The following is a 12,596-nucleotide window of genomic DNA, read 5'->3' on the forward strand; positions in this document are numbered from 1 at the left end:
GCATGATGCAATGCGCCGATGAACATCGACTCCCTGCTGCACACTCCGAGCCAGGTGATCTCCAGCCTGGACTACCGCCGCGAACGTTGGCGCAACGGCCTGGGCTGGACCCGCGAGATCCTGCGCCTGCCCGCGCAGGGGGATGACTGGGCGCTGCGCCTGTCGGTGGCCGAAATCGAACAGGATGCCGCGTTCTCTGCCTTCCCCGGCGTGGAGCGCGAACTGGTGTTGCTGCAGGGCAATGGCGTGCGTCTGCGCTTCGACGATGGACGCGTGGCGGAAGTGCTGCCGCCACACGGACGAGTGCGGTTTGCTGGTGAGGAGACACTGCACGGGGAACTGGTCGATGGCACCACCCACGACTTCAACCTGATGTGGAAGCGCGAGCTGCTGCAGGCCGAACTGCTGCACCGGCCGCTGGTGGGCGCGATGTTTTTCTTCTGCGAACCGGGCGTGGCCTGGGCGCTGCATCTGCTGGCCGGTCAGGCGGAGTTTGGTGCCGACAGCGGGCTGCCGGCGTTGCAGGCGGGCGATACCGCATGGTTGGCGGCCGGCGAACGTCAGCGGCACGCATTGCAGGGCGGTGGCGAGTTGCTGGCGATACGGGTCAGTGCAGCAGCGGGATGATTCCTGGGCGCCGGTGGGCGCCATCCACGCATGGCGTGGATCTACAGCTGTGCGGTTGTCACCATGCCTGGGCACGCCGTCATGGTGCGGCTGTGGTTGGGGTCAGAGCCCTTTCCTGCGGAAAGGGATCCGACCCCGATGGTTCGTTCAATACACATCGCGCCGGTAACGACCGGCCAGCAACAGCGCTTCCTTGCCCGCAGTACCCAACACCTGCTCGATCACCGCATCCACCGCCGGGGCCATGCCCTGCAGGCTGCCGCAGACCAGGATCGTCGTGCCTTCATCCACCCACTGCCGCAGCGTTGCCGCTTCGGCCAGCAGCCGGTCCTGCACATAGCGATGCGCGCCGCCATCTCGGCTGAACACCGCATCCAGCCGCGCCAGCGTGCCGTCGGTCAGCATCGCCTGCAGTTCTTCACCGAAGTGGAAGTCGTGCGCGGCGGTACGCTCACCGAACAGCAGCCAGGTGCGGCGCGCGCCACTCCGGGCACGTTCGTGCAGGTGCGCGCGCAGGCCGGCGATGCCGGTGCCGTTGCCGATCAGCAGCAGCGGCACATCGGTGGGCACGCCATGGAAATTGTCGTTGCGGCGCAGACGCAGCTGCACCGGTTCGTCGATGGCCGCGTGGTCGCACAGCCAGCCACTGCCGATGCCCGGTGTTCCATCGGCGCGCAGTTGGCGGCGCAGCAGCAGCTCCACCGCACCGTCGGCCATCACCGAGGCGATCGAGTACTCGCGATGCGGCAGCGGCTGCAGGGTCGCCAGCAATGCAGGCAGATCACCCGGGGGAACCAATGAGGGCAGGTGCGAGCGCGCGACGCGTGCCAGCAACGTCTGTCCGTCATCCAGCACGATGTCTGCGTCAAAGCGTTGTGTGTCCAGCCAGGCACGCACGGTGTGCGATGCGTGCTGTGGGCCGATCTCGGCGATGTCACCGGCCTGCCATTGCGCATCTGCATCGGCTGGGGGCTGCAGGCGCAACCAATACACGGGGCCGCCGGGGCTGCCGGGGTTCAGATGCTCGCGCTGCAGCAGCGTCCACGGCTGGTACTCGGCCGGACTCCAGTCGGGCAGTTCGCTGGCGTTACCGCCGAGTTGTCCCAGCAACTGCTGCCAATGGCGCAGCGCCGCCGGATCGGCGTTGTCGACTTCGATTGCATCGAACAGTGGATGCGCGCCGTGCTGGCGCAGCCATTGGTCGAGCTGGTGACCGAATCCGCAGAAGTGGCCATAGCTGCGGTCGCCCAGTGCGAGCACGCCGTAGTGCAGATGCTGCAGCGAGGGCGGCGTGGCCATCACCCCGCGCAGGAACGGCAGGGCGTGGTCGGGCGGATCACCTTCGCCGGTGGTGCTGGCAATGAACAGCGCGCGCTGGCTGCCGGCCAGCAACACGGCGTCGACCTCATGCAGTCCGCGCACGCGCGCTGGCACGCCGGCACCGCGCAGGGCCTCGGCACTGCGTTCGGCCAGTTCGCGGGCAAAGCCGGTCTGGCTGGACCAGGCCAGCAGGATGGGCGCGGAGTCTCCGCTTGCGGCATCGTCGCGCGGGCGCCCACGCCACCACAGCGCAACGCAGGCCAGCGCATACAGCGCCGTGGCGAGTACCGCGATCTGAGACTGCCGCGCCGGTGGCGCGCCCTGCCACCAGGCTTCACCGAGGTGCAGGCGCAGCAGCGCCCAGCCGATCAGCGCCAGCAGAAGCAGGACCAGCGCGTTGCCGAGCCACGCGCGCGACGGCCGGGTACTCATGGGCTCTGCTCGTCGAGCAGGCGCTGGAAGGCGCTGCTGAGGAATTCCTGCGGGCCGTCCGCTGCGCGTTGCAGGTAGCGCGCAGCCAGCCCTTCGCGTTCGGCCAGCGCCATGCCCTGTTCGCGGCCCAGCACGGTCAGTGCGGTGGCCCAGGCATCGGCGTGCATGGCGTCGTCGGCCACCACGGTGACTGCCGCGGCAACCTGGCGCACCGGTCTGCCCGAACGCGGGTCCAGGCTGTGACTGTAGGCCTCGCCATCGACCTGGTACTGGTGCCAGCGATCGCCGGAGGTGGCCACCGCCTTGCCCTCCAGCGCCAGCACCCGCAGCGGGGTATTGGTGTGCGCATCTTCTTCCGGCGCGGACTCCACCAGCACGCGCCATGGCTGGCCGTCCGGTTTGCGGCCGTAGCCGGCCAGTTCGCCGCCGACTTCGACCAGCGCGGCAGTGATGCCCTGTGTGCGCAGCCACGCAGCGACATGGTCGACGCCAAAGCCCTTGGCGATCGCGGAGAGATCCAGTTCCAGCCCACCCGGTTGCAGCAGCGCATCGTCCTGCCACTGCAGGCGCTGCCAACCGCAGCGATCGCGCGTGGCCTGCAGGGTAGCGTCGTCGGGCTGGCGGCGTTCACCGGCATGTGCACCGAAGCCCCACAGGGCAACCAGCGGACCGAGGGTGGGATCGAAGGCGCCGCCACTGGCGGAAGCGATGGCCTGTGCGCAGGCCAGAACGTGGCGGGTCTCGGCCGGCAGCACGCACCATTGGCCCGCGTCGGCGCGGTTGTAGCGGCTCAGGTCCGAACCGGGCTCCCAGGTACTCATCTGCGCGACCACTTCGTCCAGCCGCGCCTGGATGCCGGCGTGCAGCGGGTGCAGGTCGCGCTGGCGCGGCGCGACCAGCGACACGCTCCAGGTGGTGCCCATGGTGGTGCCGCCGAGGCGGGCGATGTCGAGCAGGGAATCGGTCATGGTGATGCGTTGCGGGTGCGATGCCGGGCTGCCCGGCATCGCGGTCCACGTCATTACTGCGGCAGCACTTCCAGCGTGGCGACGTAGCTCAGGCGGCGCTTGGCGGCCTGCTTCACCGACGTCTTGTTGTCCTCGGTGCCGGTTTCCAGCCAGTACATGCCGGCTTCCGGCCAGGTCACCTTGATCTCGCCCTTGGCATCGCTGGTGACCTTCAGCTCGTCCTGTGCGTTGCGGTAGCGGGTGGCGCCACGCACGATCTCGAATTCCAGGCCGGCGGCCGGTTTGCCGTCGACCAGCACGCGGAAGGTGGCTTCCTCGCCGGCGAACAGATCGTTCGGGTGGCCGACGGCGACCAGCTCGATGCCACGGTTGGTCGGCTTCAGCGCAGTATCGTTCGGCGCGCCGTTGGTGACGAAGGTTTCCACGCGGCCGACTGACTGGCTCACTTCCAGCTTCTTCGCGTCCTTCGGCAGTTCGCCGAAGGTGGCAACGCTGCCGCGCCAGCGCTTGCGCTCGCCGTTCTGCTCGTAGGTGGCGAACAGGCCGTCATTGACCGACGCAATGCGGTAGGTGCCGGGCTGCTTCAGCTCGACATCGAACACGCTGCGGTACTTGCCGGTCGACGCGTTCTGCGGCTGCACGCTGCTGCCGTCCGGCGCGGTGATCACCAGCGATTCCAGGCGCAGCGGCACGTGGTTGAAGTAGAACAGGTCGTTGGAGACCGCACCGTCGACGGTGATCCACGGCGCGTTGCCGGCGATCACGGTCTGCGAGGGCAGCAGCCAGGCCTTGTGGGCCAGGGCGGAGAAGGGAAGGGCAGCGGCCAGGGCGGCGGCGAGGACGAGCGTGCGCTTCATGCGGAAGACTCCAGTGGATGCGGGGTAATGCGACAAGGGCGAGGGGATTACGACTTAATCCCCTCCGTCCCCTTTTCAGGGTTTGACGGCGAGGGTGACCTGGCCCAGTTCGGTGGCGCCCTGCGCCTTGCCGTTCTGCGCGGCGGTGGCCGGCCAGGTGAAGGGGATCTTCAGCAGTTCGCGGCCGCCGACTTCGCGCACCGCTTCCACTACCAGAGTGTAGTTGCCCGGGGCCAGCTGCTTCAGTGCCGGCTGCCTGTCATTGAACGACAGTGCGTGCTTGCCGGCCGGGCGGGTCGGACCGGTCACGCCGTCCACCGGCACCTGCAGGGTGCGGCCGCTCTTGCGCCACCACTGGCGCAGGTCGGGCAGCCACTTGGTGCCGTGGCCTTCGCTGTTGCTGGTCTGCTGGTACCAGACCGAGAGGTTGGCCGCGACCTTCTGGTCGGCGCCTTCCAGCCACACAGCCACATACGGGCGGTGGTATTCGGCCACGTTGAGCTTGGGCACTTCGACGTTGATGTCGAGGGTGGTGGCATAGGCCGGCGAGGTGGCCAGCAGGCCGCTGAGGGCGATGGTCAGGGTGACGCGCATGGGGCGGCTCCGGAAACGGGGAAAAGTCAGTGGATCAGCAACAGGGCGATCAGCAGCGGGATCATCAGGCCGAGGCCGACCAGCGGCCAGGTCATGCGCCGCTGCCGCGCATGCAGGTGCAGCAGGAACAGGCCGGTGATGCAGAACACCAGGCAGGCCACGGCGAACAGGTCCAGGAACCAGCCCCACGCCGGGCCCGCGTTGCGGCCCTTGTGCAGGTCGTTGAGGTAGGACACCGCGCCGCGCGAGGTCGATTCGTATTCCACCGCGCCGGTCTCGCGATCGATGCTCAGCCAGGCGTCGCCGCCGGGGCGGGGCAGCGACAGGTAGATCTCTTCGGGCGACCACTCGGCCGGTCGCCCGCCGATGGCGATGCCAAGCTGCGTGTCCAGCCACTGCCGGGCAGGGCGCGGAATCGGTGCGTTGCCGTCTTCGCGCGTGCCGAGCTGTCCAAGCAGCGCGGCCGGCAGTTCAAGATGCTGGTTCTGCACCTCGGGCTTGGCCTCGATCTTCGCGGCATGGTTGAGGGTCAGGCCGGTCACCGCGAACAGCAGCATGCCGATCAGGCACACCGCCGAGCTGATCCAGTGCCACTGGTGCAGCGTCCGCAGCCAGAAGCCACGGTTCTGTTGCTGCTGCACGGTGGAAGAGGCAGGACGGCTCACGGCACGGTTCGAGGCGGACGAGGACTGCCCATTACATCATTGATGAGAATAGCTCGCAATTGCGTATCGTTCTGTATCCCGGGAGCAGGCATTGCGGGTTGCCGGCCAGCGGCCGGCACTACCGATCGGTAGATCCAGGCCATGCGTGGATGAAGCGGTGCCGACCAAGGTCGGCACCCACCGGGGAAGGGCACGGCGATCAGAACTTCGCGTTCAACGAAATCCAGTAGCTGCGGCGCTGGTCCTTGGTCGCGTAGTCATCCACGCAGCTGAACTCGCTGGGATTGAGCAGCAGGCACGACTGCGAAACGAAGTCCTTGTCGAACAGGTTGTTGACCCGTGCATTGACCGTCAGCCACGGCGTAGCCTTCCAGCTGCCCCCCAGGTGGAAGATCGTGTAGTCCTCTTAATAGCGCACGTGGCGGGTGCCGGCACTGTCGATGAGGGTGTCGCGATAGCGGTCGTAGCGGCCTTCGCCGATCAGCGACAGGCTGATCGCTTCGTTGAGCTGCCAGTTGAGGCTGGCGTTGGCCATGTGCTTTGCCGGCGTGGTGCCTGAGATCGGGCGTCCCTTGTCGGGGCCGCTGGTCTGCTCGCTCCTGGTCCAGGTGTAGTTGCCGCGCAGCTGCAGGGTGTCGAGCAGGTCGACATGACCGGCCAGTTCCGCGCCGCGGGTCTCGGCCTTGTCGATGTTCACGCTCTGGGTGAAGGTGCTGTAGCCCAGTGCTGCCCAGCCTGGGCCGATGTCCACGCAGTAGCCGCTGCCGGCGCGCGCCACTTCGCAGTTCGGGAACGTTCCGCCGCTGGCGATCTTGTCTTCGAACGTGTTGAAGAAGCCGGTGACGTTGAAGCCCCAGCGCTGGCCTTCGTAGTAGGCGGCCAGCTCGTAGTTGGTGCTGGTTTCAGGCTTGAGGTTCGGGGAACCGACCAGCGGCAGCACGCCCTGGCCACCGAAGCCGGTGATACCCGGGAACAACTGGTCCGGTCGCGGGGTCTTGTAGCCGGTGCTGACGCCACCCTTGAAGGTCCACGCATCGCTGGCGTTCCACACCAGGTAGCCACGCGGACTGACGTGGCTGCCGAACACGTTGTGGTCGTCGTAGCGCAGGCCGAAGGTAGCGGTGAGGGTATCGGTCAGCGCCCAGTTGTCCTCGGCGAACAGCGCCCACATGCGGTGCTTCTGCCTAGTGTTGCTGCGATAACCGGCGCCATCCATGCCGAACACGCCGTCGATCATGTCGGTGTCGTTGTACTGGCCGCCGACGGTCAGCTTGTGCGCGCCGAAGTCGAGGTCGAGCATCGTGTCGAGCACGTAGCCTTCCAGTTCCATGGCGCGCAGCGGACGCGGCAGGAACGCCTGCAGGCGCGCCATCTCGCTCGGGTTGAGCGCGGCCAGGGCATTGCCACGGCCGGCCGCACAGTTGTTGGCGGCACCGGTGCGGCGGCAGACGTCATTCCACAGCGTCTGCAGGTTGGCGCGCTCGTCCAGGGTCAGCGGCAGCGAACGACCCAGGTTGCTGCTCTTGCTGTGGGTCAGTGAGGTCTGCCAGGTGCCGAAGCTGTAGCGGCCCTGGTGGGTCAGCGACAGCTGATCGCGCTCATAGCGCTGGTAGGCGGTGTAGCCGACGCGCGGCTGCACCACGCGGCGGGTGACGGTGCCGCTGCCGTTCGGGTTGGGGATGACCGCATTGCCGACACGCCACAGGCTGGCCAGGCTGTCCAGCGTGCCGGTCTGGCCTTCGCTGTTGTCGTACTTCTGCCGCGACACGTCGTAGTCCAGCCACAGTTCGTGGTCATCGTTGACCCGGAAGTCCACGCGCACGCCGGTATTCCAGTTGGTGTTGGCCACCGACTTGCCACCGCCGCCGAAGCCGATGCTGCGCTCCCACAGGCTGCCGTCGGGCAGGGTCAGTGCGTCCCACTCCGGATTGGAGGCCTTGGCGTCGTAGTAGCTGCCGCGCACCGCCAGGCTGAGGCGGTCCTTCAGCAGCGGGCCGCTGAGGTACAGGTCGGTGGTGCGCGCATCACCGAACTGGTCATCCTGCTGCACGGTGAAGCCCTGGGTCACGGCGCCGTGCCAGCGGTCCTGGTTGCGTCGGGTGATGATGTTGATCACGCCACCCATCGCGTCCGAGCCATACAGCGTGGACATCGGGCCGCGCACGACTTCGATGCGCTCGATCGCGTCCAGCGGCGGCAGGTAGGCGAACTGGCCGCCACCGAAATTGTTCGGGTACAGCTGGCCGACATTGCTCTGGCGACGGCCGTCGATCAGCACCAGGGTGTACTCGGACGGCAGGCCGCGCATGGAGATGGTGGCGCGGCCGTTCTTGTCGGTGGCCTCCAGGCCGACATCGATGCCTTCGACGTCGCGCAGCGCATCGACCAGGTTGGTGTAGGGGCGCTTGCTGAGTTCTTCGCGGCTGACCACGCTGATGCTGGCCGGTGCATCGATCACCTTCTGCTCGAAGCCGGAGGCGGTGACCACCACCTTGTCCAGCGTCTGTGGCGCGCCGGTAGCGTCACCGTGGGCGAAGGCAGGGGCGGTCATGGCTGCCAGCACGGCGCTGGTCAGCAGGGTACGGGACAGGGACGAACGGACACGATGGCGCTGGGCCATGGCAGTAACCTCGAAGGATGCAGGGTGGTGCGATGCCAGGCGCGAACGGCGCGGCATGCACGGGGAGGCCCGGTCAGGGGCGGCAGGGATGAAGCAGGCAGCGGCGCGCGGGCACGACCGCGCAGGCGGTCACGCGGGGCCGTGAATCAGGCGAGCGGCGGCGCCTGGCCGCGTTGCTGGCGGCGCCCGGGCGCATCGGCCCAGGGCGTGTCCGGAGCGGCCAGCGGCCAGTCCGGGCGCACGCCGGGCATGGCCGGCGTGGCGGGTACGAGTTCAAGCTCGGTGCGCAGCCATTGGCTGGCCAGCAGCAACGGCGGGCGTGCCTTCTCGGCTGATTTCACCGGAGCGGCAGCACAGCGGCGCAGCTTGGCCGGTGCCTCTTCCTGCAAGGTGCCTTCGCCACCGCGCTCTTCCAGCGGCATCTGCACGGCCATTCCGGCCTGGCCGTGTGGCAGCAGCGGCAGGGTGCCCAGCAGCACGGCCAGCATCGCCACCCACGCCAGCAGGCTGGCCAGCGCAGGACGCTGGCCGCGCATGGCGGTGCCCATCTTGCGATGGATGAGTGGGCGAGGGCGAAGCGGGCGCAGCAAGCAGAGGTCCCCAAGGGTCTGCCGGCAGCGGCCGGCATCAACGGGGCGTGATTGTAATGAGAGCTGTTATCTGTTGCAAATGAGAATGATTGCCAAAACGTCTCAGGCTGGCCGAATGGGGCTCAGACTTCGCTCCAGCGCCGCAGCAGGTTGTGGTACACGCCGGTCAGCTGCAGCACCGCCTCGGCGTCGCCGCCGGTCTGCCGCAGGCGCTCGATCGAGCCGTCCATTTCCCACAGCAGGCGGCGCTGCACATCGTCGCGGATCATGCTCTGTACCCAGAAGAACGAGGCCACGCGCGCGCCTGCGGTTACGGGGCGCACCTGGTGCAGGCTGCTGGACGGGTACACGATCAGGTCGCCGGCCGGCAGCTTCACTTCGTGCTCGCCGTAGGTGTCGCTGATGATCAGTTCGCCGCCCTCGTACTCGTCCGGCGCCGACAGGAACAGGGTGCAGGAAATGTCCGAACGCAGCTGTTCGCCGTTGGCCAGGTTCATCACTGCGCCGTCGACGTGGAAGCCATAGGTGCCCCCACCGCTGTAGCGGTTGAAACGCGGCGGCAGGTATTTCAGCGGCAGCGCGGCGCTGAAGAACAGCGGGTGCCGGGCCAGCGCGACGAGGATGATCTCGCCCAGTTCGCGGCGCAGCGGTGAGGCCTCGGGCAGCTGCTGGTTGTGCTTGGCCTGCGCGCCCAGATGGCCGACGGTTTCGCGGCCATCGGTCCAGTCGGCGGCATCCAGTCGGCGGCGAAAGTCGGCCACCTGGTCGGCGCTGAGAATGTCGGGGATGTGCAGCAGCATGCGGGACTCCTCAGAGGGACGGCGGCGCGACCAGGGCGCGCACTTGTGGATGCGGCGACGCGGCCAGTTCGGGCACGATGTGCGCCATGAACGCCGGGCTGCCGTGGGCCAGTGCGCGCCGCAACCAGTGCACGGCCTGCTCGACCTGTCCGGCCTGCAGCAGGATCGAGGCGTAGTTCGCCTGGCCGCGGAAATCGCCGGCTTCGGCCGCGCGCTGGTACCAGGCCAGGGCTGCCTGCGGATCGGGTGCGGTATCCAGCCCGTCTTCGAGGTGGCGGGCCAGCAGGTTCATCGATTTGGCATGGCCCAGGTGTGCGGCACGGGTGTACAGGGCCAGCGCCTGTGCGCGGTCCTGGGGCACGCCGCGGCCGGTGGCCAGCAGGTTGGCCAGGTTGTACAGGCCCCAGTCCAAGCCGGTGTCGGCCGCGCGCCGGTACCACACCGCGGCCAGCACCGGGTCGGGTGCGGTGCCCTGGCCCAGTTCGTGGCAGCGGCCCAGCATGTTCATCGCCATCGGCGCGCCGTTGTTGGCGGCGGTTTCGTACCAGAGCCGTGCCGCCGAGGCGTCCTGTGCGGTGCCTTTGCCTTCCATGTGCATCTGCGCGAGCAGCAGTTGTGCCTCGACCTGTCCGGCCTGCGCGGCGTCGCGCACGCGTGCGAAGGCAGCCTGCGGATCGTGCTGCAGCAGCTCGGCCAGAGCATCGCTGTCGATGGGGGTACGGGTTGCCATGGGGTGAGTATCGCCGGAAACAAAAACGGCGGCAGGAGAGCCTGCCGCCGTGGTGGAGCGCAGTTACATCAGAACTTCACGTTCAGTGCCAGGGTGGCCGAGCGACCCGGGGCGATGCTCGCGTAGTGCGAGGCATAGGCCTTGGTGAAGTAGGTCTTGTCGGTCAGGTTCTGCACGTTGAGCTGCAGGCTGATGTTGTCCTGGATCGCGTAGCTGGCCATCGCGTCGAAGCGGGTGTAGCTGGCAATCCACTTGGTGTTGGCGACGTCACCGTACTGCTTGTCCGAGTAGAACGCACCGGCGCCGATGGTCAGGCCGATCGGGAAGCGGTAGGTGGTCCACAGGTTGGCGCTGTGCTTGGCGGTGTTCGGGAACTCGTTGCCGTTGTTCGGCGACGGCACGTAGACGTTGGACGGGCAGGTGCGGCCCACCGGTGCGCCACAGACGAAACCGTTGTCCTTCAGTTCCGAGTCCAGGTAGGTGTAGCCGCCGTACAGGCTCCAGGCATCGGTCAGCTGGCCGGTGAAGCCCAGCTCGAAGCCGTTGATTTCCTTCTTGCCGGCGTTCTGGCTGGTGCCGTTGTCGATGGTCACGCGTGCGTTGTTCATCACGGTGTGGAAGATCGCGGCAGTCAGGTTCAGGCGCTTGTCGAACAGGTCCCACTTGGTGCCCAGTTCGAGGTTCCTGGTGTCCTGCGGCTTGAGGTCGGCCACGGCGGCGCTCAGGCCGTCCGAACCGTCGCCACCGTCCATGCCCGGCGGGGTCGAGGAGGTGCCCCAGGACAGGTAGATGCTGCCGTTGGCGGCCGGCTTGAACACCACGCCGGCCTGGTAGTTCAGGAAGTCGTTGCTGTTGCGCACGCGGGTCGGTGCCTTGCCGGCCACCGGAGTGGTCAGGGTGGTACGGAAGTCGTCGTAGCGCAGGCCGAGGTTGATCATCCACTGCTCATTGAGCTCGATGGTGTCGAACACGTAGGCCGAGGTGGTCTTGGTGCGCTGCTCGACGTCCAGTGCCTTGTCGCTGCGATAGACGATCTGACCGGCCGCCCACGGATCGTTCGGGTTCGGATTGTTGAAGTCGGTGCAGTTGTAGCCGGTGGCCGCGCCGGACACCTGGCAGCGAGTGCTGTTGGCGCTGTTTTCAAGGGGATTGGCGGTGCCCGGCGACATCAGGTAGCTGCCACGGGTCATCTTCTCGTCGCTGTACTCCACGCCCGCGCTGTAGCTGTGCTTGAGCGCGCCGGTCTGGAACGCACCGGTCAGGCCCAGCTGGTCGGCGAAGCTCTTGACGTCGACCGCACGGGTGTTGGTGCGACGCCACAAGGTGCCGTACAGGTTGGGGTTGCCCTTGCTGTCGTCCGGCTGGGTCCACAGGTAGTCGTTGCTGGTGTTGCCCAGGCGCGCGATGTTGCGCAGCTTGTGGCCACCGAAGTCGTAGCTGGCATCCAGGGTGCTGATGTCGGCGCGGGTGCGCTGGAAATCACGGTCGACCAGGCCGTAGTAGTTGTTGCGGTCCGGCACCATCGGCCGGCCATCGCCGTTCTTGGCCACGTTCGGGCCGCTGGAGAACGGATTGCTGTAGGGGAAGCCACCCGCGTCCGGCAGGTCATCGCTCTGCATGTGGTAGTGGCTGGCGATCAGCTGCGCCGGTCCGTTCAGGCCGAACGCGATCGACGGCGCGATGCCCCAGCGGCTGACGTTGGCGGCGTCGCGGCCGGCGATGTCCGATTCGTGCTTCATCAGGTTCAGGCGGGCGGCGATGCCATCGCCCAGCACGTAGTTGGCGTCCACGGTGCCGCGCGCGTAGCTGTCGGTGCCGATGCCCATGCTGGCGCTGGTCTCGTTCTTCAGCTTCGGCGTCTTGCTCACCAGGTTCAGGCTGCCACCACCGGAGTCACGGCCGCCGTAGGCCGAGCTCGGGCCCTTGACCACTTCCACCTGCTCCAGGTCGAAGATCTCGCGGGTCTGCGAGCCGACGTCGCGCAGTCCGTCGACGAACACGTTGCTCTGCGAATCGAAGCCACGGATGAAGGGGCGGTCACCGGTCGGATTGCCGCCTTCGCCGGCACCGAAGGTGATGCCCGGCACCATGCGCAGCGCATCCTGCAGGTTGGTCGCACCGGTTTCGGCGATCAGCTTCTCCGACACGATCGACACCGACTTCGGGGTGTCCAGCAGCTCGGCGGTGAACTTCGGCGAGGACGGGTTGAACCAGCTGCCGCGCACCTGCACCTTGTCCAGCTCGGTGGCGTTGCGGGAACCGGCGTCGGCGCCGTCGGCAGCCTGCGCAGCCAGCGGAGCAAAGCCCGCGGCCAGGGTGGCGGTGGCGAGCAGGGAAACGCGCGGGGCGTGCTTGCGGGACGTGATGTGGGTCATGACTGTGGGTAGTGGCTT

At 67.5% G+C, this 12,596-nt stretch carries 10 protein-coding genes and 1 pseudogene; 1 reads left to right on the forward strand and 10 read right to left on the reverse strand.

All coding sequences use genetic code 11. The annotated features are described in order from the left end of the window. Positions 1 to 18: 18 nt before the first annotated feature. Positions 19 to 627 carry a HutD/Ves family protein gene (locus tag AC5P6X_RS07160; RefSeq protein WP_005412516.1) on the forward strand — a complete coding sequence of 203 codons (609 nt, stop codon included), beginning with the start codon at positions 19 to 21 and terminating at the stop codon, positions 625 to 627. A 147-nt stretch (positions 628 to 774) separates the two neighbouring features. On the opposite strand, the gene AC5P6X_RS07165 is transcribed toward AC5P6X_RS07160, so the two are convergent. The 10 genes and pseudogenes from AC5P6X_RS07165 to AC5P6X_RS07210 all read right to left on the reverse strand — a co-directional run bounded on the left by AC5P6X_RS07165 (position 775) and on the right by AC5P6X_RS07210 (position 12,578). Further along, positions 775 to 2,379: a sulfite reductase subunit alpha gene (locus AC5P6X_RS07165; RefSeq protein ID WP_329756645.1), complete on the reverse strand. Its 1,605-nt coding sequence runs from the start codon at positions 2,377 to 2,379 to the stop codon at positions 775 to 777. Then, complete coding sequence (locus AC5P6X_RS07170) at positions 2,376 to 3,347, reverse strand: FAD:protein FMN transferase (protein WP_049448739.1); 972 nt, start codon at positions 3,345 to 3,347, stop codon at positions 2,376 to 2,378. The genes AC5P6X_RS07165 and AC5P6X_RS07170 overlap by 4 nt, the downstream gene beginning before the upstream one ends. A 53-nt stretch (positions 3,348 to 3,400) precedes the next feature. Beyond that, positions 3,401 to 4,204 carry a DUF4198 domain-containing protein gene (locus tag AC5P6X_RS07175; RefSeq protein ID WP_049448602.1) on the reverse strand — a complete coding sequence of 268 codons (804 nt, stop codon included), beginning with the start codon at positions 4,202 to 4,204 and terminating at the stop codon, positions 3,401 to 3,403. A 75-nt stretch (positions 4,205 to 4,279) separates the two neighbouring features. Then, entirely contained in the window at positions 4,280 to 4,798 is a 519-nt protein-coding gene (locus AC5P6X_RS07180; RefSeq protein WP_005408420.1) for a DUF2271 domain-containing protein, read from the reverse strand. A 26-nt stretch (positions 4,799 to 4,824) separates the two neighbouring features. Then, entirely contained in the window at positions 4,825 to 5,463 is a 639-nt protein-coding gene (locus AC5P6X_RS07185; protein ID WP_005408421.1) for a PepSY-associated TM helix domain-containing protein, read from the reverse strand. Between the two features lie 199 nt (positions 5,464 to 5,662). Continuing rightward, positions 5,663 to 8,083: pseudogene (locus tag AC5P6X_RS07190) on the reverse strand (TonB-dependent receptor domain-containing protein). Between the two features lie 146 nt (positions 8,084 to 8,229). Continuing rightward, complete coding sequence (locus AC5P6X_RS07195) at positions 8,230 to 8,631, reverse strand: hypothetical protein (protein ID WP_108270730.1); 402 nt, start codon at positions 8,629 to 8,631, stop codon at positions 8,230 to 8,232. Between the two features lie 164 nt (positions 8,632 to 8,795). After that, positions 8,796 to 9,473: a Fe2+-dependent dioxygenase gene (locus AC5P6X_RS07200; RefSeq protein WP_057501291.1), complete on the reverse strand. Its 678-nt coding sequence runs from the start codon at positions 9,471 to 9,473 to the stop codon at positions 8,796 to 8,798. A 10-nt stretch (positions 9,474 to 9,483) separates the two neighbouring features. Continuing rightward, positions 9,484 to 10,203 (reverse strand): tetratricopeptide repeat protein, encoded by a 720-nt coding sequence (locus AC5P6X_RS07205; RefSeq protein ID WP_108270729.1) that lies wholly within the window; start codon positions 10,201 to 10,203, stop codon positions 9,484 to 9,486. 68 nt (positions 10,204 to 10,271) lie between these two features. Continuing rightward, positions 10,272 to 12,578 (reverse strand): TonB-dependent receptor, encoded by a 2,307-nt coding sequence (locus AC5P6X_RS07210; RefSeq protein ID WP_005408426.1) that lies wholly within the window; start codon positions 12,576 to 12,578, stop codon positions 10,272 to 10,274. Positions 12,579 to 12,596 lie beyond the last annotated feature (18 nt).

This window comes from Stenotrophomonas sp. YJH_SMC_40 (genome assembly GCF_059368615.1).